Origin of the sequence: Streptomyces sp. Root1304 (assembly GCF_001426405.1) — a bacterium.
Taxonomy (GTDB): domain Bacteria; phylum Actinomycetota; class Actinomycetes; order Streptomycetales; family Streptomycetaceae; genus Streptomyces.
The window spans coordinates 208668-227806 of the sequence record NZ_LMEP01000023.1 but is presented as its reverse complement, the minus strand read 5'-3'; the positions used below and the strand labels follow the sequence as shown (position 1 = coordinate 227806).

The following is a 19139-nucleotide window of genomic DNA, read 5'->3' as shown; positions in this document are numbered from 1 at the left end:
AGCTGCTCCAGGGCAGGTCAGGGGCCCCTTGTCAGCCTCACCAGGAGGTACCGATGCGCATGCTCATCAACGTCCCCGAGACCGTCGTCGCCGATGCCCTGCGCGGAATGGCCGCCGCGCATCCCGAGCTCACCGTCGACGTGGAGCGGCGGGTCGTGACGCGGCGGGACGCGCCCGTCGCGGGGAAGGTCGCCCTGGTGTCCGGCGGAGGGTCCGGGCACGAGCCGCTCCACGCCGGGTTCGTGGGGCCGGGGATGCTCGACGCCGCGTGCCCCGGAGAGATTTTCACCTCCCCCGTGCCCGACCAGATGGTGCGGGCCGCGGCGGCGGTGGACAGCGGCGCCGGGGTGCTGTTCGTCGTCAAGAACTACACCGGGGACGTCCTCAACTTCGACATGGCCATGGAACTCGCCGAGGACGAGGGCATCCAGGTCGCCAAGGTCCTCGTCGACGACGACGTCGCCGTCACGGACAGCCTCTACACGGCGGGCCGCCGCGGGACCGGCGCCACCCTGTTCATCGAGAAGATAGCGGGCGCGGCGGCCGAGGAGGGCGCGCCGCTGGAGCGGGTGGAGTCGATCGCGCGCCGGGTGAACGAGCGCTCCCGGTCCTTCGGCGTGGCGCTCGCCGCGTGCACCACCCCGGCCAAGGGCAGCCCCACCTTCGACCTCCCGGAGGGCGAGCTGGAGCTCGGCGTCGGCATCCACGGCGAACCCGGACGCGAGCGGCGGCCGATGATGACCTCGCGGGAGATCGCGGACTTCGCCGTCGACGCCGTCCTCTCGGACCTGCGCCCGTCCGGGCCGGTGATCGCCCTGGTGAACGGGATGGGCGCGACCCCGCTCCTCGAACTGTACGGATACAACGCCGAGGTGCAGCGGGTGCTGGGCGAGCGCGGGGTGCCGGTGGCGCGGACCCTGGTCGGGAACTACGTGACCTCCCTGGACATGGCCGGCTGCTCGGTGACCCTGTGCGAGGTGGACGAGGAACTGCTGCGGCTCTGGGACGCGCCGGTGCGGACGCCCGCACTGCGCTGGGGCCGGTGATCCGGGGCATGGAACAGGCCGGAGAGTCGGGAGAGACACGAGAGGTGGACCGGATGGACGACGGTACGGAGACCTTCGGCGCGGACTTCCTGGTCCGCTGGCTGGCCCGCCTGGCGGAGGCCGTCGACCGCGAGGCGGACCGGCTCACCGAGCTGGACTCGGCCATCGGGGACGCCGACCACGGCGCCAACCTCAAACGGGGGTTCGCCGCCGTGACCGACACGCTCGCGAAGGAGCCGCCGGAGACGCCGGGCGCGGTGCTCACCACCGCCGGACGGCAGTTGATCTCCACGGTCGGCGGCGCGTCGGGACCGCTGTACGGCACGCTGCTGCGCCGGGCGGGCAAGACGCTGGGCGACGGCGAGCGGATCACCCGGGCCGAGCTGGCGGAGGCCCTCGGGGCCGGCGTGGCGGCCGTGTCCCAGCTGGGCGGGGCCCAGGTGGGCGACAAGACGATGCTGGACGCCCTCGTGCCGGCCGTGGAGGGGCTGCGGGATTCGTACGGCGCCGCTCGTACGGCCGCCGAGGCGGGGGCCCTCGCGACCGTACCCCTGAGGGCCCGCAAGGGCAGGGCCAGTTACCTCGGCGAGCGGTCGGTGGGCCACCAGGACCCGGGGGCGACGTCCTCTGCCCTGCTGTTCGCGGCACTCGACGAGACGGCGGGCGCGAACGCCTCGTACAGCGCGGACACCTCGCACAGCGCGAACGCCTCGCACAGCGCGGGGTCCACACGTACGGATTCGGCGGGCGCGGAGTCCTCTCCCGCCCAGGGGGCGGCATGAGCGCCGGGACCCCGGCCGGCCCCGTCGGCATCGTGCTCGTCTCGCACAGTGCCGCCGTCGCGACGGCGGTGGCCGAGCTGGCCAGGGGGCTCGCCGGCGGCGGTGACCTGGCGCCCCTGGCCCCCGCCGGCGGGACCCCGGACGGCGGCCTCGGGACGAGTTCCGAGCTCATCTGCGAGGCGGCGAAGGCCGTCGACCGGGGCGCCGGGGTGGCGGTCCTGGTCGATCTGGGCAGTGCCGTGCTCACCGTGAAGGCGCTGCTCGCCGAGGGCGACGAACTGCCCGAGGGCACCCGCCTGGTGGACGCGCCGTTCGTCGAGGGCGCGGTCGCCGCCCTGGTGACGGCGAGCGCCGGCGGCGACCTCGACGCGGTGGCGGCGGCGGCCTCGGAGGCGTACGCCTACCGCAAGGAGTGAGTGCGCGGAGTGACGGAGAGGCCGCACCGGGTGGCGACCGTGTTGTGATCCAGCAGGTCAACGCACTAATGTCGCAGGGCCTTGGTGTACGGGAAACCGGTGAAGTACCGGTGCGGCCCTCGCCACTGTGATCGGGAGGTCCGGCTCCACCCCCGCGGGGAACACCCTCGGGGAAGCCACTGGACCGCGTCGGGAGACCGTCGTGGTGTGGGAAGGCGGAGTCCGGGCGGCATGACCGTCAGCCAGGAGACCGGCCAGGGTGCGTTGTCCATCCACGAGGTGCTGGAGAGGGTCTCCCAACCATGCATATAGCCGAGGGGTATCTGCCCCCTGTGCACGCCGCCGCCTGGGGCGTCGCGTCCGCGCCGTTCGTCGTCCACGGGGTCCGCGCGCTGACCCGCGAGGTGCGGTCCAACCCCGAGTCCACCCTGCTGCTCGGCGCCTCCGGCGCCTTCACCTTCGTCCTGTCGGCGCTCAAGCTGCCGTCGGTGACGGGGAGTTGCTCGCATCCGACCGGTACGGGTCTGGGTGCCATCCTGTTCCGGCCGCCGATCATGGCGGTCCTGGGGACGATCACCCTGCTCTTCCAGGCGCTGCTGCTCGCCCACGGCGGCCTGACCACGCTCGGCGCGAACGCCTTCTCGATGGCGATCGTCGGCCCCTGGGCCGGTTACGGGACCTACCGGCTGGTGCGCCGGTTCGGGGCGCCGCTGATGGTCGCCGTCTTCTTCGGCGCGTTCGTCGCCGACCTGTCCACGTACTGCGTGACCAGCGTCCAGCTGGCCCTGGCCTTCCCCGACCCGGGCAGCGGTGTCCCGGGCGCGCTGGTCAAGTTCGGCGGGATCTTCGCCGTGACGCAGATTCCGCTCGCGGTGAGCGAGGGTCTGCTGACCGTCCTCGTGATGCGGCTGCTCACGCAGTCCAGCAAGGGCGAGCTGATCCGGCTCGGCGTGCTCGCCGGCCGCCGGGCGGACCGGCACGAGGAGGCGGCCGCGCGATGAGCAGGAACGCTAAGATCAACGCCCTGCTGCTCGTCGTGGTCGCCGCGCTCGCGGTGCTGCCGCTCGCACTGGGGCTCGGGGACCACAAGAAGGAGCCGTTCACCGGCTCGGACGCGGAGGCGGAGACCGCGATCACGGAGCTCCGGCCGGACTACGAGCCGTGGTTCAGCCCCTTGTACGAGCCTCCGTCCGGGGAGATCGAGTCCGCGCTGTTCGCCCTTCAGGCGGCGGTCGGCGCGGGCGTCCTGGCGTACTACTTCGGCCTGCGGCGGGGTCGCAGGCAGGGGGCGGAGCGTGCGGAGGCCGAGGCCGAGAACCGGGGGGCGGTGGAGGACGGAGCCGCCGAAGCCGTGGCCGAGCCCGGCGCCGCTCCCCCGCCCCCCTCCGCCGCCGCGCCCCCGCGCGGGGCCTCCGACGGGCGGGACGCGTAGCCGCCGATGCTGCCGATCGACGCGGTGGCGCACAGCAGTCGCTGGCGCCGCCGTCATCCCGCCGAGAAGGCGCTGCTCGGATTCGGTCTCACGTTGTGCGCCGTCGGTCTGCCGCCGTGGCCGGGCGCGGTGCTCGTCGCGGCGGCCACGCTCGCGGTCCTGCTCGGCCCGGCCGGTGTGCCGGGCCGGGCGCTGTGGCGGGCGTTCCGGGTGCCGCTCGCGTTCTGCGTCACGGGAGCCGTTCCGCTGCTCGTCGAGGTCGGCGGCGCGCGGGGGCTCGTCGCCTGGGCGCCCGGTGGGCCCGCGCAGGCGGGCGGGCTGCTGCTGCGGACGGCCTCGGCCTCGCTCGGGGTGCTGCTGTTCGCGTTCACGACACCGGTGTCGGACGTCTTGCCCCGGCTCGTCCGGGCCGGGGTGCCGGCGCCGGTGGTCGACGTGGCGCTCGTGATGTACCGGATCATCTTCCTGCTGCTCGACTCCCTGTCCAAGATCCGGCAGGCGCAGGCGGCCCGGCTCGGGCACACCACGCGGGCGGCGACCTGGCGGTCGCTCGCCGGGCTCGGCGCGACGACGTTCGTCCGGGCCTTCGACCGGGCGCAGCGCCTGCAGTCGGGGCTCGCCGGGCGGGGCTACGACGGGACGCTGCGGGTCCTGGTGCCCGCGTGCGCGGTGTCCCGCCGGTTCCTCGCCGCCTCGGGCGCGCTCCTCGCGGGGCTCGTGGCCCTCACCCTCGTACTCGAAAGGTTCCTTCCGTGACGTCTTCGACGCCGCTCACCCCCGTCGTGGAGCTGGTCCGCGCGGGTTTCGCCTACGAGGACGGCCCTGCGGTCCTCTCCGGTGTGGACTTCGCGGTGGCGGAGGGGCGGGCGGTCGCGCTGCTCGGCCGCAACGGCGGGGGCAAGACGACGCTGCTGCGGCTGCTCAGCGGTGGTCTGCGGTGCGGGAGCGGTTCGCTGCTCCTGGACGGGGCGGAGGTGGCGTACGACCGGAAGGGGCTGACCCGGCTGCGGACGACCGTCCAGCTGGTGGTGCAGGACCCGGACGACCAGCTGTTCGCCGCCTCGGTGGGCCAGGACGTGTCGTTCGGTCCGATGAACCTGGGGCTGCCGGAGGAGGAGGTACGGCTCCGGGTGCGCGAGGCGCTGGAGGCGCTGGACATCACGGCCCTGGAGGACCGGCCGACGCATCTGCTGTCGTACGGGCAGCGCAAGCGGGCGGCCATCGCGGGGGCGGTGGCGATGCGGCCGCGGGTGCTGATCATGGACGAGCCGACGGCGGGGCTGGACCCGGACGGCCAGGAGCGGCTGCTCGACACGCTCCAGCGGCTGCGCGCCTCGGGCACGACGGTGGTGATGGCGACGCACGACGTGGATCTGGCGTTGCGCTGGGCGGACGAGGCGGCGGTGCTGACCCCCGCGGGGCTGCGGACCGGCCCGGTCGCGGAGCTGCTCGCGGAGGACGCGCTGCTCGCCGAGGCCCGGCTGCGGCGGCCGTGGGGCACGTCGGTGGCCCGGCTGCTCCGCGCGCACGGGCTGCTGGCCCCCGGCGCGCCGGAGCCGCGCACCGCGGAGGAGCTGGAGGCGTGGTCGGGGGTGACCGCCCACTTCGCTACCGAGTAGTAGACATCACGCCTCTCCCCTTCTGCAACTAGTTGCATAACTGCTGCGGAGCCCCTAGAACTGGGGGCGACGATCCTGCGCGAGGAGGCGCCCGCATGACCCCGTACCCGCACCTGCTGAGCCCGCTCGACCTCGGGTTCACCACCCTGCCCAACCGGGTGATCATGGGATCGATGCACGTCGGTCTGGAGGAGACCGAGCACGGGTTCGAGCGCATGGCCGCGTTCTACGCCGAGCGGGCCCGCGGCGGTGTCGGCCTCATCGTCACCGGCGGCATCGCGCCCAACGAGGCCGGGCGCCCCTGGGACGGCGGCGCCAAGCTGACCACGGCGGAGGAGGCGGCCGAGCACCGGCTGATCACCGACGCCGTGCACGAGGCCGGCGGCCGGATCGCGATGCAGATCCTGCACTTCGGCCGGTACGCGTACCACCCCGGCCTCGTCGCGCCGAGCGCCCTCAAGGCGCCGATCAGCCCGTTCGTACCGAACGAGCTGACCGAGGCCGAAGTCGAGCAGACCGTCGAGGACTACGCGCGCTGCGCCGAACTCGCCAAGGAGGCCGGGTACGACGGCGTCGAGGTGATGGGCTCCGAGGGCTACCTCATCAACGAGTTCATCGCCGCCGCGACCAACCAGCGCACCGACCGCTGGGGCGGTTCCTACGAGAACCGCGTCCGCTTCCCGCTGGAGATCGTCCGCCGGATCCGCGAGCGGGTCGGCACGGACTTCATCGTCGTCTACCGCCTGTCCATGCTGGACCTCGTGCCCGGCGGCTCCACCCTGGAGGAGGTCGTCGAGCTCGCCAAGGAGATCGAGGCGGCCGGCGCCACCATCATCAACACCGGCATCGGCTGGCACGAGGCGCGCATCCCCACCATCGCGACCTCCGTACCGCGCGGGGCCTACACCTGGGTGACGAAGAAGCTGATGGGCGCGGTCTCCGTGCCGCTCGTCACCAGCAACCGCATCAACACCCCCGAGGTCGCCGAGGAGATCCTCGCCGACGGCCGCGCCGACCTGGTCTCGCTGGCCCGCCCGTTCCTCGCCGACCCGGACTTCGTCGCCAAGGCCACCGCCGACCGCGCTGACACGATCAACACCTGCATCGGCTGCAACCAGGCCTGCCTGGACCACACCTTCAACCTGAAGATCACGTCCTGCCTGGTCAACCCACGCGCCTGCCACGAGACCGAGCTGGTCCTCTCCCCCACCCGCCGCGCCAAGCGGATCGCCGTCGTCGGCGCGGGACCGGCCGGCCTGTCCTGCGCGGTCTCGGCGGCCGAGCGGGGCCACTCCGTGACGCTGTTCGACGCGGCGGCCGAGATCGGCGGCCAGCTGAACATCGCCAAGCGGGTGCCCGGCAAGGAGGAGTTCGACGAGACGCTGCGCTACTTCCGCGTACAGCTCGCCGAGCGCGGTGTCGACGTCCGGCTGGAGACGTACGTGTCCGCCGCCGACCTCGCGGAGTACGACGAGGTCGTCGTCGCCACCGGCGTCTCCCCCCGCACCCCCGGGATCGCGGGCGAGGACCACCCGAGCGTCCTCAGCTACCTGGACGTGCTGCGGGACGGCGCGCCCGTCGGCGAGCGGGTCGCGATCATCGGCGCGGGCGGCATCGGCTTCGACGTCGCGGAGTTCCTGACGGACGGCGGGGAGGGCGCGAGCCAGGACCCCGAGACGTACTTCCGCCAGTGGGGCGTGGACACCTCGTACGAGAACCGGGGCGGGCTCCGCACCCCCGAGCGCGGTGCGGCGCCGCGCCGGGTGCACCTGCTCCAGCGCAAGGAGACCAAGGTCGGCGCGGGCCTCGGCAAGACCACGGGGTGGATCCACCGCACCGAGCTCAAGCACCGGGGCGTGGCCATGGTCGCGGGCGTGTCGTACGACCGGATCGACGACGAGGGCCTGCACCTCACGATCGGCGGGGAGGCGCAGCTGCTCCCGGTCGACACGGTGGTGCTGTGCGCGGGCCAGGAGCCGCGCCGCGACCTGTACGAGGAGCTGGTGGCGGCGGGCCGCGTGGCGCACCTGATCGGCGGCGCGGACGTCGCCGCCGAGCTGGACGCCAAGCGGGCCATCGACCAGGGGACGCGGCTCGCGGCGACGCTGTGATCGCTGCGGCCGAGGGGGTCGCGGTGATCACCGCGACCCCCTCGGTCACTTCAACCCCTTCGGTCACTGCGACCACCTCGGTCACCGCAGTCACCTCGGTCACCGTCGTCGGCCGCTTCTAGGATGCGGGCATGTCCCTCCCGCACGCGATCCTCACGGCGCTGCTCGAAAAGCCGTCGTCCGGCCTCGAACTGACGCGCCGCTTCGACCGGTCGATCGGATACTTCTGGTCGGCCACGCACCAGCAGATCTACCGTGAGCTGGGCAGACTCGAGCAGGCGGGGCACATCCGCGCCCTGCCCGCCCCGGTGCCGGTACGGGGACAGCGCAAGGAGTACGAGGTGCTGCCCGCCGGCCGCGCCGAGCTGACCACCTGGGTGGCCGGCCAGGAGGACCCGAAGCCCCTGCGGGCCGCTCTGCTGCTCCGGATGCGGGCGGCGGCGATGGTCGGGACGACGGGGCTCCGCGCCGAACTGGCCCGCCATCTCGCCCTCCACCAGGACCAGTTGGACGAGTACCTGCTGATCGAGACCCGCGACTTCCCGGCCGCCCGACGTGAGACGGAGCCGGACCGGCTCCGTCATCTGGTCCTGCGGGGCGGGATCGACATGGAGCGGTTCTGGGTGGAGTGGCTGACGAGCGCGCTCTCGGAACTGGGGACGGAGTGACGTCCGCCCCCACCGCACGGCGGCCCTCTCGCCCCACGGCCGAAACCGTACGGCGGTGGCACCCCTCGGCCCCCGCCGGTGTGGATACTGGGCCGTCGGAGTTCCACTACACGAAAGGGCGGGTATGGCCGACGACTTGGGGCACCGCGCGACACGTCACGCGGTGGTCATCGGGGGAAGTCTCGCCGGGCTGCTGGCCGCCCGGGTGCTCGCCGAGCACGCGGAGAAGGTGACGGTCGTCGAGCGCGACCGCTTCCCCGAGGGACCGGAAGCACGGCCCGGCGTTCCGCAGGGGCGGCACCTGCACGTCCTCATCGCCGGCGGCCAGCAGGCCCTCGACGAGCTGCTTCCCGGGTTCACGGCGGAGCTGCGCGAGCTCGGCGCGCCCAAGGTGGGCGTTCCCGAGGACATGATCCAGTGGCAGAACGGCCAGTGGTTCCGGCGTACGGAAGCGACCGCGCACTTCTACACCGGCCCGCGCCCGCAGCTGGAGTGGCTGGTGCGGCAGCGGGTGCTCGCCGATCCCCGGATCGAGCTGATCGACGGCACCGAGACCGTGGGCCTGACCGGCGACTCCGCGCGCGTGCGGGGCGTACGCCTCCGGGAGCGCGGCACGGGCGCCGACAAGCAGACCCGCACCCTCGCCGCCGATCTGGTCGTGGACGCCTCCGGGCGGTCCACGAAGGCCCCCGACTGGCTGGCGGGCATCGGTGCCGAGGCCCCGCACGAGGAGACCCTCGACACCGGGCTGGCGTACGCCACCCGCGTCTACCGCACCGCCGCGGAGGCGGACACCGACGCGCACGGCTACTACATCGTCCCCAACCCGACCCAGGTGTACGGCGGTGTCGTCCTGCCCCTCGGCGACGGGCGGCACCTCGTCACCCTCTCCGGGCTGCGCGGCGACGAACCCCCCACGGAGGACGGCGCGTTCGAGGAGTACGCGAAGCGGCTGCCGCACCCGGTGATCAGCGACTGGATCGCGCGGGCCGAGCCGGAGTCCCCCGTCCACGGCTTCCGCCGGACCGCCAACATCCGCCGCCGGTACGACCGCCCGGGCCGCCGCCCGGCCGGCTTCCTCGCCACCGGTGACGCCCTGTGCGCCTTCAACCCGATCTACGGCCAGGGCATGGCCGTCGCCGCGCTCAGCGCGGTGGCGCTCCGCCGGGCGCTCGCCGACCCCCGGCGCACCCCGACCACCCGCACCGTGCAGCGCGCGCTGCTCGACGCCTCCAAGCAGGCCTGGGACATCTCGGCCGGCGCCGACAAGAAGATGCCGGGCGCGACCGGTGACGCGGTCCGGCCGGCCCCGATGGACAAGGTCGTCGGCTGGTACCTGCGCCGGGTGCAGGCGCGGTCCGCGGGCGATCCCGTCGTGGGCGCGCCGTTCCGTGCGGCGCTGAACCTGACCGCCCCGCTGACCGACATCTTCGCCCCCGCGGTGGCGAAGGCGGTGCTGTTCGGCCCGGTGGCCGAGACCCCGATGGAGCCGCCACTGCGGCGCGAGGAGTAGGGCGTACGGGTGGGGCGGGGCGGACCGTCGAGCGCGGTGCGGCCCCGCCCCCTCCGCCGCACCTCACGTCCCAGGCGCCGCCGTCACCATCCCCGCCGCTATCGCCGCGCCGAGCGCCGCGTAGTCGTCGGCGTTCTGGCCCGCGTAGGCCAGTGCGAAGTCGGCGACCGCCCGGTCGAAGACGTCGGAGCCACCGAGGTACGAGGCGATGGCGATGCGGTCGCCGGAGCGGGCGTGCGCGCGGGCCAGGGTCCGGCCGCAGAGCCGCGCGTACTCCCGCAGCAGCGCCGGGGACATGGTCTCGACCTCGGCCGAGCCCTTCATGTCGCGCAGCTGGCGCCAGTAGAAGTGCCGTTGCTCGGGTCCGGTCATCCAGCCGAGGAAGATGTCGCTGGCGGCCTGGGTGAGGCGCTGGCCGCAGACGACGCGCCGCCCCTGGTGGGAGTAGGCGCTCGGCACCAGGTACGGCTCCAGGACGGAGGGGACGGCCTCCTTGATCTGGAGGATCAGCGGGTCCCGCTCGTCGCGCCCTTCGAGCAGGAGGACGAAGCAGCGGGTGCCGACGCTGCCGACGCCGACGACCTTGCGGGCGGCGTCGCGGAAGCGGTAGCGGTCGAGGAGGACCCGGCGTTCCTCGGAGAGGGAGCTGCGGTAGTCGCTGAAGATCTTGCCGAGGGTGACCCGGTCGATGTCCGTGGTCCGTTCGAGGAGCGGCGGGTCGTCGACGATGTGCCGGGCGCCGCTCGCGTCGGCCTCGGTCAGCTTCCCGAGGGCCTGGAGGCTGGTGCGGCGGCGGGCGCGGGCGAGCCGGTCGGTGAACCGGGCACGGTCGCCGCGGCGGACGAGGGGGACGAGGTCGTCGGCGGCGATCCGCTCGTACCAGACGGCGAGTTCGCCGAGCCCGGCGAGGTGGCGCATCTGGGTGCGGTACGACTCGGTGGCGACGAGGGCGGCACGGTGGGCCTTCGCCTTGGTGCTGCCGTTCTGGAGGGCGGCGGCGGTGACGCTGGCGGCGAGCCGTTTCACGTCCCATTCGAAGGGCCCGGGGAGCGTCTCGTCGAAGTCGTTGACGTCGAAGAGGAGCGTCCGTTCGGGTGAGGCGTAGACCCCGAAGTTGAGGAGGTGGGCGTCGCCGCAGAGCTGGACGGTGAGTCCGGTGTGGCGCTGGGCGGCGAGATCGGCGGCCATGACGGCGGCGGCGCCGCGCAGGAAGGCGAAGGGGGAGGCGGCCATCCGGGCGTAGCGGAGGGGCACGAGGTCGGGGAGCCGGTCGAGGGACTGGCGTTCCAGGACGTCGAGGGGGTCGGGGCGCTGGGAGCTGGGTATCCAGCGGCCGTGGGAGGACCGGGGAACCCTCTTGCGTGCCGCCTTGCCCCGCGCGGCGCGCTCCGACGGTGTCGTCATCCGGCCTCACCCGCCTTTCCCGCCGACGCGGTCCGGTACCCGTCACCTGCTCCCTCATTACAAGCGGCCACGTCCGTTTCGGCCACTCTGCCGGACCGGCCTAGCTAAATGGTTTAGACCAATGATAGGAATTGATCACCCACCCGACCCATGCGGTCACGCTGAGCGAAGAGAGGGTTTGATCATGGCCGAGCCCGATCACGAGGCGGCGGCGGACGCGCCGCTCTATCTCCGGGTCGCCGCCGCACTGCGCGAGGACCTCGCCGGCCGGCGCATCTCCCCCGGCAGCCGGCTCCCTTCGGAACGATCCCTGTCCCAGCGCTACCACGTCAACCGGCAGACCGTGCGCAGCGCGCTCCAACTCCTGCGGGACGAACGGCTGGTGGTCACCGACCGCCGTGGCACGTTCGCCGCCGCCGGGGCCGAGGACGGAGCCGGGGGCGAGCCCGTCGCCCCGGTCCCGACGGCCCGTCGGCCGGTCTTCCCCGGCGGCCCGCGCGCTGCGGAAGCCCTGGTCAGGGCGTCCCTCCTGTGGGAGCCGCCGCCCGCTCCACTGGCTCCGCGGCTCCTGCTCGCGCCCGGCGAGCCGACCCTCGTCCACCGGCACGTGGTGCTCGGCCCGCAGGGCGCCGCGCTCCAGCGGGCGGTGTCGTGGTTCTCCCGGGCGGCGCTTGCCGAGATCCCGCAGCTGTCCCGCTACCGGCGGGGGCGGGACTGCCGTCAACAGCCGGACCTGCGGCTGCTCTACCACTGGATGCACCAGGCGGGGCTGCGGATCACCCACCGGGAGTCGGTCGGCGTGCCGCCGGGGCCGGCCGCGACGACGGCCGGCGGCGCGGCCCGGCTGGTCGTCCACCGGGTGGTGAGCGACCAGCACGGGCGCGCCCTGGAGATCACGGACATCGACTTCTCGGCCCGGTCGGCGGCCTGGACGTACGAGTTCAGCGCCTGAGCGCGTTCCGGCCCCTGTCCGGTAAGGGGACAGGGGCCGGGTCCCGCGTCAGACGATGCCCTCGGCGATCTCCGCCTCCTCGCGGGCGTTGCCGTAGGCCGTCGGAGTGCCGTACGAGCGGCGGGCGACGTACCACCACACGCTGGCCAGGACGAGGACGACGGCGAGCGCGATCACGGCGTAGTTCATGGTGTCGACCGTCACCGGGGACTTCTGCGGCAGGCAGAACAGCACGGTCACCAGCGCCACCCAGACGACGGCGGTCCAGCCGATCGGCTTGCTCCAGCGGCCCAGGCTCCACGGGCCGGGGGTGAACCGGTTCCCGGCACGCAGCCGCAGGTAGATCGGGATGGCGTAGGCGGGCGTGATGCCGATGACGTTGATCGCGGTGACGGCGCCGTAGGCGGTGGCCGAGTACAGCGAGGGGACGGCGAGCAGCGCGGCGATGCCCACCGCGAGCCAGACGGCGGGGACCGGGGTCTGGGTGCGCCCGCTGACCTTCCGCCAGATCGCCGAGCCGGGCAGGGCGTTGTCGCGGCTGAAGGCGAAGACCATCCGGCTGGCGGCGGCGACCTCGGCGTTGCCGCAGAAGAGCTGGGCGACGATCACGACGAGGAGCAGGGCGGTGGCGCCGCCGGAGCCGAGCGCGTCCAGGAGGATCTGGGCGGGCGGGACCCCGGTGGCGCTGTTCTGCGTGGCGGCGTAGTCCTGGATGGCGAAGCTCAGCCCGGCGAGCAGGGCGAATCCGGCGATCCAGGAGACCCAGATGGCCCGGACGATGCCCTTGGCGGCGGTGACGGAGGCGTTGGAGGTCTCCTCGGAGAGGTGGGCCGAGGCGTCGTAGCCGGAGAAGGTGTACTGGGCGAGGAGCAGACCGATGGCGGCGACGTAGAACGGGTTGGCCCATCCGGTGTCGTTGACGAACTCGGTGAAGACGAACTCGACGGACTGGTGCCGGTCGGGGACGAACGCGAGGGCGCCGACGATCAGCGCGACACCCGCCAGGTGCCACCAGACGCTGATCGAGTTGAGCACGCTGACCAGGCGGACGCCGAAGAGGTTCAGGACGGCGTGGAGCAGCAGGATCGCCAGGAAGATGAGGAAGGTGGATCCCGCGGTGGGCTCGAAGCCCCACTGGAGGTTGAGGAACGCTCCGGTGAAGAGGGCCGCGCCGTAGTCGATGCCGGCGATGGCGCCGAGCAGACCGAGCAGATTCAGCCAACCGGTGTACCAGCCCCAGCGGCGGCCGCCGAGCCGGTCGGCCATGTAGTAGAGGGCGCCGGAGGTCGGGTAGGCGCTGGTGACCTCGGCGAGGGCGAGACCGACGCACAGCACGAACAGTCCGACGCCGGCCCAGCCCCAGAGCATGACGGCGGGGCCGCCGGTGCCCATGCCGAAGCCGTAGAGGGTCATGCAGCCGGAGAGGACGGAGATGACCGAGAAGCTGATCGCGAAGTTGCCGAAGCCGCCCATGCGGCGGGCGAGGACGGGCTGGTAGCCCAGCTCTCTGAGTCTCGCCTCCTCGTCCTGGACGGGCGGTGGCGTGCGTATCGGGTCGACGGGGGCGTCGGTGCGGGACATGGGTGGGGTTCCTCCGGGGACGGGCGGGGCGGAGCGGGACGGGGGCGGGGGGTCAGGGGGAAGCGGGGCGTACGGAGCGGGGCGGCCGGGCGTCAGCCGCCGAGGCAGCGGGCGCGGGCGCGCAGGAACACCTCTTCGGCGAGGGCGCGGTCGTCCGGCTGGGGTGTCCGGTACGCCCACGGCAGGGTCGTGTAGTACGGGCCGAGTGCCTCGAAGACACGGGCGGCGTCGGCGAAGCGGAGGGCCCCGTAGAGCGCGTGCGCGAGGTGGTTGAGGTCGAGCAGCGAGGCGTCGTCGGTGGCGCAGAAGAGGAACCAGGTGTCGAGCGCGCGCCGGGCGTCGCGCACCGCGTCCTCGCCCACCCAGTGGAGGTCGAGGGCGCGTTCCTGGCCGCGTTCGCGCCGGTAGCGCTCGACCCGCACGTAGAGCGGGAGGGCGTGCAGGGCGGAGCCGACGGGCGCGGAGGAGGCCGCCCAGTGGGAGTAGTTGACGGCCTCGGAGAGCGGTCCGGGGCGCCGGGCGTAGACGAACTGGAGCATCCGGTGGTGCGCCTCGCGGTTGTGCGGGTCGCGCTTCTCCGCCTCCGCGAGCAGGCCCCAGGGTCCGGGCGGGAGCATCGGGGCGGGCGGGGTGAGCCGGTGCTCGGCCATGCGCTGGCGTCCGTCGAGGGCGGCGAGGGCGATCAGGCCCACCCACGGCACGGGGTCCTCGGGGGACCGGTCCGCGGCGTCGCGGCAGGCGGTCCAGGCCTCCTGCCAGAGCTCCCGGGTCCTGGGGTGGCCGGCGCGGTGGGCGCGTACGGCGCGTTCCACGGTGACGCGGCTGTGCATCACGGCGGCGGCCCGGCTGTCGGGCTGTTCGGCGCGCCAGATGTGGACGACGTCGGTGCCGGCGGCGACGGCGGCGAGGACCTGGGTCCGCCGGGTCCAGCCGTCCCAGTCCCCCGTCTCGTCGAGGAGCCGGGCCATGGCCACCCAGCGGCCGGTGCGTAAGTCCTGGACGGCGTTGCGCAGGGCGTGGTCGTGGCCCGCGGGATGGTAGACGGGGCGGAAGCCGTGTCCGGCCATCAGGAGGCGGGTGGTGGTGTGGATGACATGGGTCCTCGGTGGATGGAGGGGGTGGTCAGTCCCCCGGCGGGCGTCCCGGCCGTTGATCGGCGATCACTATAGAGGGCTCTGGACGCGACCGGTCCACTTTCTTTTGCGACAGTAACTATTAAGCCAACGACCGAATTTGACTTACCGTCAGGTAGCTCGCCGGGACCTGACGGGCTCCCGCGCCGGGGCTTGACGAAGACCCGTCACAACGGCACCCTGACCCTTTTCGGTGACCGGATGATCACCGAGCGATCCCAGGAACAGGAGCGCCACGATGACGGGCGGCCCGGTACTCGCCGTCGACCAGGGCACCTCGGGCACCAAGGCGCTCGTCCTCTGCCCCGAGCGCGGAGTCATCGGCAGCGGCACCGCCCCGGTGCGGCCCCGGTACCTGCCCGGCGGCCTGGTCGAGGTCGACCCGCGTGAGCTGTACGACTCCGTCGTCGCCGCCGGACGCGCGGCGCTCGCCGAGGCGGACACCCCGGTCGTGGCCGTCGGCCTCGCCAACCAGGGCGAGACCGTCCTCGCCTGGGACCCCGGCACCGGCGAACCCCTCACCGACGCGCTCGTCTGGCAGGACCGCAGAGCGGCCCCGCTCTGCGCCGAACTCGACGCCCACGCCGAGCGGTTGAGGCATCTCACCGGACTTCCGGTGGACCCGTACTTCGCCGCACCCAAGATGGCCTGGATCCGCCGCCACGCCACCGGGGCGGGCGTCGTCACCACCAGCGACTCCTGGCTCGTCCACCGGCTCACGGGCGCCTTCGTCACCGACGCGGCGACCGCGGGACGGACCGGACTCCTCGACCTGGACACGGTCGCGTGGTCGGACACCGCGCTCGATCTGTACGGGCTCGGCGGCGAACGGCTCCCCCGCGTCGTGGACTGCGACACCCGCGTCGGCACCACGCGCGCCTTCGGCCCGCCGCTCCCCCTCACCGGCCTCCTGGTGGACCAGCAGGCGGCCCTGCTCGCCCAGAGCGCCGACGCCCCCGCCGCCGCCAAGTGCACCTACGGCACCGGCGCCTTCCTCCTCGCGCGGACCGGCGCCGAGCCCCACCGGGCCGCCTCGGGACTCGTGGGCTGCGTCGCCTGGCGGCTGCGCGGCCGGGTCGCCCACTGTCTCGACGGGCAGGTGTACACGGTCGCCTCCGCCGTCCGGTGGCTCACCGACCTCGGCGTCATCGGCGGCGCGGAGGACATCGACGCGGTCGGCGGCGGGGTGCCCGACACCGGCGGGGTCACCTTCGTCCCGGCGCTCGCCGGACTCGCCGCGCCCTCCTGGCGGGGAGACGTCCGCGGCTCGATCAGCGGCCTCGGGCTCGACACCACCCGGGGCCATCTCGTCCGCGCCCTCTGCGAGGGCATCGCCGCCCAGGTCGTGGACCTCGCGGCGGCCGTCGCCGCCGACCGGGGCGCACCCCTCACCTCGCTGCGCGCCGACGGCGGACTCACCCGGTCGGCGCTGCTGATGCAGGCCCAGGCCGATCTGCTGCAACTCCCCGTCGAGGTCTCCTCCTCGCCCGACGCGACGGCGCTGGGGGTGGGCGCGGTGGCCCGGCTGGGCCACGAACCGGGGCTCACGCTCCGCGAGGCCGTACCCGAGTGGAGGCCCTCGGCCGTGTACGAACCCCGGATATCGGCCGACGAGGCGGAGGCACGCCTCGCCCGGTTCCGGCGGGAGGTGTCGGGGCTGGTGGAGCGGACGGGGGCGGAGACCGGGCCGAAGGCCGGGGTCGCGGGCGGCCCGGGTTCCGGCGGGGCCGGATGAGCGTCAGCCGCTCGGGTCCCCTCCCCGTGGGCGCCGCCGCCGAGTACGACGTGGTGGTCGTCGGCGCGGGCGTCGTCGGCTCCGCCATCGCCCGCACACTGGCCGGCCACCCGCTGAGGGTCGCGCTCGTGGAGGCCGCGAACGACGTCGGCGACGGCACGTCGAAGGCCAACACGGCCATCCTGCACACCGGCTTCGACGCCACCCCCGGCACCCTGGAGGCCCGCCTGGTCCGTGAGGGACACCGGCTGCTCTCCGCGTACGCGCGGGAGACCGGCATCCCCGTGGAACCGGTGGGCGCCCTGCTCGTCGCCTGGGACGAGCAGCAGCGCGCCGCCCTCCCCCGGCTCGCGGAGAAGGCCGCCCGCAACGGGCACCGCACCACCCGGATGCTGTCGGCCGGCGAACTCCGGCTGCGGGAGCCCCACTTGGGCCCCGACGCGCTCGCCGCGCTGGAGGTGCCCGGCGAGGCGGTGATCTGCCCGTGGACGACCACCCTCGCCTACGCCACCCAGGCCGTCCGCTCCGGGGTGGACCTCCATCTCGCCTGCCGGGTGGAGAAGGTCCGTCCGGGCGATCCGTACCACCGGCTCGTCACCCGGCGCGGGGTGCTGCGGGCGCGTCACCTCGTGAACGCCTGCGGCCTCCACGCCGACGCCTTCGACGCGCTGGTCGGCCGCGAGGACTTCACCGTGACCCCGCGCCGGGGCCAGCTCCTCGTCTTCGACAAGTTCGCCCGCGACCTCGTACGGCACGTCCTGCTGCCGGTCCCCGGCCCGCTCGGCAAGGGGGTCCTCGTCGCGCCGACGGTGTACGGCAACGTCATGCTCGGCCCCACCGCGGAGGACCTCACCGACAAGACCGCCACCGGCACCACGGCGGAGGGGCTGGCGGGCCTGCGCGAGCAGGGCGGCCGGATCCTGCCCGCCCTGCTCGACGAGGAGGTCACCGCCGTCTACGCGGGACTGCGGGCCGCCACCGGCCAGGAGGACTACCGGATCGCGGCCCACCCGGAGCTCCGGTACGTCACGGTGGGCGGCATCCGGTCCACCGGGCTCACCGCCTCCCTGGGCATCGCCGAGCACGTGCGCGGGCTGCTCGCCGACTGCGGACTCGACACGGGCCCCGAACGGCCGCGGGCCCGGGTCCGGATGCCGAACCTGGGCGAGGCCTTCCCCCGCCCGTACCGGGACGCCCGGCTCATCGCCCGCGACCCGGAGTTCGGGGAGATCGTCTGCCACTGCGAGCGGGTCACCCGGGGAGAGATCCGGGCCGCCCTCACCTCCACGATCCCGCCGGGCGGCCTCGACGGACTGCGCCGCAGGACGCGCGCGCGTGGCGGCCGCTGCCAGGGCCAGCACTGCGGCGCGGAGGTACGCGCGCTGTTCGAGGAGTACGGAGAGGGGGACCGGTGAACCGGGAACACGCGGGACCGGGAGTACGGGGAGGGTCCGCGTGAACCGGACGGTGGACGTGCTCGTCGTCGGCGCCGGACCCGCCGGTCTCGCGGCGGCCACCCGGCTTGCCGCCGCCGGTGCGGGACGCGTCGAGGTCCTGGAGCGGGAGCGGACCGCGGGCGGGGTCCCCCGGCACTGCGCCCGCCCCGGCTTCGGCGCCGACGCCCTGGGCCGCCCCCTGGACGGACCGGCCTACGCGCGGCGCGCCGTGCGGGCGGCGCTGCGGGCCGGGGTGACCGTACGCACCGGCGTGTCGGCCACCGGGTGGTGCGGGCCGCTCGGCCTGGACGTCACCGCGCCGAGCGGTCTCGAACGCGTCCGGGCGAGGGCGGTGGTCCTCGCGACCGGCGCCCGCGAACGCCCCCGCAGCGCCCGGCTGGCGCCGGGCTCGCGGCCCGCAGGGGTGCTGACCTCCGGCGAACTCCAGCGGCTGACCGTCCCGTCCCGGAGGTGGCGGGAGCCCGTCGGGAGGCGCGCGGTGGTCGTCGGCGGCGAACCCGTGGCCCGCAACGCCGTGCGGACGCTGCGCGCGGCGGGGATCGAGGTCGTGGCGGTCGTCGCCGAAGGCCGGGCGCGCCGGGCCGCGTTCGGGTCCGTCCCGGTGCTCGTCGGCACGGTCGTCGCGGAACTCCACGGCCGGGGGCGCCTCACCGGTGTCACGGTCCGGTCCGGTGACGGCCGCACGGCCACCCTGCGGTGCGACACCGTGGTCTTCACCGGCGACTGGATCCCCGACCACGAACTCGCCCGCGCCCGGGGACTGCCGCTCGTCCCCGGCACCCGGGGACCCGCGACGGACGGCGCCTTCCGGACGGCCGAGCCCGGGGTGTTCGCGGTCGGCAACCTGCTGCACGGCGGGGAACCGGCGCCGGTGGCCGCCGCCGAGGGACGGGCCGCGGCGGACGCCGTGCTCGCCCTGCTCGACGGACGGTCCTGGCCCGTCGGCGGCGTCCCGGTCGAGACGGCCGGTCCGCTGCGATGGGTGACCCCGGGGCTCCTCGGCCCGGTGGCCGCACCCCTCCTGCTGCGGCCCGGGAAGCGGCTCGTCCGCCCGCTCCTGACCGTCCGCCAGGACGGCACCGTGCTGCGGCGGGAGCGGCTCGACGGCACGCTCGTCCCCTGGCGGTCGGTACGGCTCGCACCCCGCTGGACGGACGGTGTGGACCTCGCGGGCGGCCCAGTGGCCGTCGGCGCGGAGGAGTAGAGCCTCTTCGCACTCTGCCGGATCGCCTGTTCTCCGCTGTGCGGACGAGCTGCGCCGACGCGCTGTGCGGACGAGCTGTGCGGACG

General features: G+C 74.2%; 17 protein-coding genes and 1 riboswitch. Of the genes, 14 read left to right on the top strand and 3 right to left on the bottom strand.

The genetic code is table 11. The features are described from left to right. The first annotated feature begins 53 nt into the window (after positions 1-53). The 10 genes from dhaK (at position 54) to ASD33_RS23190 (ending at position 9587) form a co-directional block, all read left to right on the top strand. Positions 54-1046 (top strand): dihydroxyacetone kinase subunit DhaK, encoded by a 993-nt coding sequence (dhaK, locus tag ASD33_RS23235; RefSeq protein WP_056563792.1) that lies wholly within the window; start codon positions 54-56, stop codon positions 1044-1046. Positions 1047-1099: 53 nt separating this feature from the next. Next, the gene (dhaL, locus tag ASD33_RS23230) at positions 1100-1828 is read left to right on the top strand and encodes a dihydroxyacetone kinase subunit DhaL (RefSeq protein WP_079044994.1); all 729 of its coding nucleotides are present in this window, start codon (positions 1100-1102) and stop codon (positions 1826-1828) included. Beyond that, a complete protein-coding gene (locus tag ASD33_RS23225; RefSeq protein ID WP_056563789.1) occupies positions 1825-2244 on the top strand; it encodes a PTS fructose transporter subunit IIA in 420 nt (139 codons plus the stop codon). Before dhaL ends, ASD33_RS23225 begins: the two co-directional genes overlap by 4 nt. Before the next feature lie 65 nt (positions 2245-2309). Beyond that, a riboswitch (cobalamin riboswitch) is annotated at positions 2310-2518 on the top strand. A 28-nt stretch (positions 2519-2546) separates the two neighbouring features. After that, complete coding sequence (locus ASD33_RS23220) at positions 2547-3245, top strand: energy-coupling factor ABC transporter permease (RefSeq protein WP_056563785.1); 699 nt, start codon at positions 2547-2549, stop codon at positions 3243-3245. Beyond that, positions 3242-3676 carry an energy-coupling factor ABC transporter substrate-binding protein gene (locus ASD33_RS23215; RefSeq protein ID WP_107103813.1) on the top strand — a complete coding sequence of 145 codons (435 nt, stop codon included), beginning with the start codon at positions 3242-3244 and terminating at the stop codon, positions 3674-3676. Before ASD33_RS23220 ends, ASD33_RS23215 begins: the two co-directional genes overlap by 4 nt. Positions 3677-3682: 6 nt before the next feature. Further along, entirely contained in the window at positions 3683-4432 is a 750-nt protein-coding gene (gene cbiQ, locus ASD33_RS23210; protein WP_056563782.1) for a cobalt ECF transporter T component CbiQ, read from the top strand. Continuing rightward, positions 4429-5295, top strand: coding sequence for an ATP-binding cassette domain-containing protein (locus ASD33_RS23205; RefSeq protein WP_056563779.1), 867 nt, complete (start codon positions 4429-4431; stop codon positions 5293-5295). Before cbiQ ends, ASD33_RS23205 begins: the two co-directional genes overlap by 4 nt. A gap of 95 nt (positions 5296-5390) precedes the next feature. Continuing rightward, positions 5391-7406 carry an NADPH-dependent 2,4-dienoyl-CoA reductase gene (locus ASD33_RS23200; protein ID WP_056563777.1) on the top strand — a complete coding sequence of 672 codons (2016 nt, stop codon included), beginning with the start codon at positions 5391-5393 and terminating at the stop codon, positions 7404-7406. A 131-nt stretch (positions 7407-7537) separates the two neighbouring features. Continuing rightward, complete coding sequence (locus tag ASD33_RS23195) at positions 7538-8074, top strand: PadR family transcriptional regulator (protein WP_056563774.1); 537 nt, start codon at positions 7538-7540, stop codon at positions 8072-8074. A gap of 124 nt (positions 8075-8198) precedes the next feature. Further along, positions 8199-9587: an FAD-dependent monooxygenase gene (locus tag ASD33_RS23190; RefSeq protein WP_056563771.1), complete on the top strand. Its 1389-nt coding sequence runs from the start codon at positions 8199-8201 to the stop codon at positions 9585-9587. Between the two features lie 63 nt (positions 9588-9650). Here the strand turns inward: ASD33_RS23190 and ASD33_RS23185 are convergent, their stop codons facing one another. Then, the gene (locus ASD33_RS23185; protein WP_056563768.1) at positions 9651-10991 is read right to left on the bottom strand and encodes a DUF2252 domain-containing protein; all 1341 of its coding nucleotides are present in this window, start codon (positions 10989-10991) and stop codon (positions 9651-9653) included. A gap of 184 nt (positions 10992-11175) precedes the next feature. Here ASD33_RS23185 and ASD33_RS23180 point away from each other — a divergent pair, with 184 nt between their 5' ends. After that, positions 11176-11943 carry a winged helix-turn-helix domain-containing protein gene (locus ASD33_RS23180; protein ID WP_056563765.1) on the top strand — a complete coding sequence of 256 codons (768 nt, stop codon included), beginning with the start codon at positions 11176-11178 and terminating at the stop codon, positions 11941-11943. Between the two features lie 48 nt (positions 11944-11991). Here ASD33_RS23180 and ASD33_RS23175 read toward each other — a convergent pair whose 3' ends face one another. Both ASD33_RS23175 and ASD33_RS23170 read right to left on the bottom strand, forming a co-directional pair. After that, positions 11992-13524 carry an amino acid permease gene (locus ASD33_RS23175; protein WP_056563760.1) on the bottom strand — a complete coding sequence of 511 codons (1533 nt, stop codon included), beginning with the start codon at positions 13522-13524 and terminating at the stop codon, positions 11992-11994. Positions 13525-13616: 92 nt separating this feature from the next. Continuing rightward, the gene (locus ASD33_RS23170; RefSeq protein WP_056563758.1) at positions 13617-14591 is read right to left on the bottom strand and encodes a hypothetical protein; all 975 of its coding nucleotides are present in this window, start codon (positions 14589-14591) and stop codon (positions 13617-13619) included. Between the two features lie 304 nt (positions 14592-14895). Here ASD33_RS23170 and ASD33_RS23165 point away from each other — a divergent pair, with 304 nt between their 5' ends. From ASD33_RS23165 to ASD33_RS23155, 3 genes are read left to right on the top strand one after another with little or no spacing between them, the layout of a single operon-like run. Continuing rightward, entirely contained in the window at positions 14896-16392 is a 1497-nt protein-coding gene (locus tag ASD33_RS23165) for an FGGY family carbohydrate kinase (RefSeq protein ID WP_056563755.1), read from the top strand. Then, the gene (locus tag ASD33_RS23160) at positions 16389-17807 is read left to right on the top strand and encodes an FAD-dependent oxidoreductase (RefSeq protein WP_056563752.1); all 1419 of its coding nucleotides are present in this window, start codon (positions 16389-16391) and stop codon (positions 17805-17807) included. The genes ASD33_RS23165 and ASD33_RS23160 overlap by 4 nt, the downstream gene beginning before the upstream one ends. A 40-nt stretch (positions 17808-17847) precedes the next feature. Next, positions 17848-19053, top strand: coding sequence for an FAD-dependent oxidoreductase (locus ASD33_RS23155; RefSeq protein WP_056563749.1), 1206 nt, complete (start codon positions 17848-17850; stop codon positions 19051-19053). Positions 19054-19139 lie beyond the last annotated feature (86 nt).

What these genes read in the sequence shown, in the direction of transcription:
- dhaK (WP_056563792.1), top strand. Translation starts at nt 54, where the DNA reads ATGCGCATGCTCATCAACGTCCCCGAGACCGTCGTCGCCGATGCCCTG.
- dhaL (WP_079044994.1), top strand. Translation starts at nt 1,100, where the DNA reads ATGGACGACGGTACGGAGACCTTCGGCGCGGACTTCCTGGTCCGCTGG.
- ASD33_RS23225 (WP_056563789.1), top strand. Translation starts at nt 1,825, where the DNA reads ATGAGCGCCGGGACCCCGGCCGGCCCCGTCGGCATCGTGCTCGTCTCG.
- ASD33_RS23220 (WP_056563785.1), top strand. Translation starts at nt 2,547, where the DNA reads ATGCATATAGCCGAGGGGTATCTGCCCCCTGTGCACGCCGCCGCCTGG.
- ASD33_RS23215 (WP_107103813.1), top strand. Translation starts at nt 3,242, where the DNA reads ATGAGCAGGAACGCTAAGATCAACGCCCTGCTGCTCGTCGTGGTCGCC.
- cbiQ (WP_056563782.1), top strand. Translation starts at nt 3,683, where the DNA reads ATGCTGCCGATCGACGCGGTGGCGCACAGCAGTCGCTGGCGCCGCCGT.
- ASD33_RS23200 (WP_056563777.1), top strand. Translation starts at nt 5,391, where the DNA reads ATGACCCCGTACCCGCACCTGCTGAGCCCGCTCGACCTCGGGTTCACC.
- ASD33_RS23195 (WP_056563774.1), top strand. Translation starts at nt 7,538, where the DNA reads ATGTCCCTCCCGCACGCGATCCTCACGGCGCTGCTCGAAAAGCCGTCG.
- ASD33_RS23190 (WP_056563771.1), top strand. Translation starts at nt 8,199, where the DNA reads ATGGCCGACGACTTGGGGCACCGCGCGACACGTCACGCGGTGGTCATC.
- ASD33_RS23185 (WP_056563768.1), bottom strand. Translation starts at nt 10,991, where the DNA reads ATGACGACACCGTCGGAGCGCGCCGCGCGGGGCAAGGCGGCACGCAAG.
- ASD33_RS23180 (WP_056563765.1), top strand. Translation starts at nt 11,176, where the DNA reads ATGGCCGAGCCCGATCACGAGGCGGCGGCGGACGCGCCGCTCTATCTC.
- ASD33_RS23175 (WP_056563760.1), bottom strand. Translation starts at nt 13,524, where the DNA reads ATGTCCCGCACCGACGCCCCCGTCGACCCGATACGCACGCCACCGCCC.
- ASD33_RS23170 (WP_056563758.1), bottom strand. Translation starts at nt 14,591, where the DNA reads ATGGCCGGACACGGCTTCCGCCCCGTCTACCATCCCGCGGGCCACGAC.
- ASD33_RS23165 (WP_056563755.1), top strand. Translation starts at nt 14,896, where the DNA reads ATGACGGGCGGCCCGGTACTCGCCGTCGACCAGGGCACCTCGGGCACC.
- ASD33_RS23160 (WP_056563752.1), top strand. Translation starts at nt 16,389, where the DNA reads ATGAGCGTCAGCCGCTCGGGTCCCCTCCCCGTGGGCGCCGCCGCCGAG.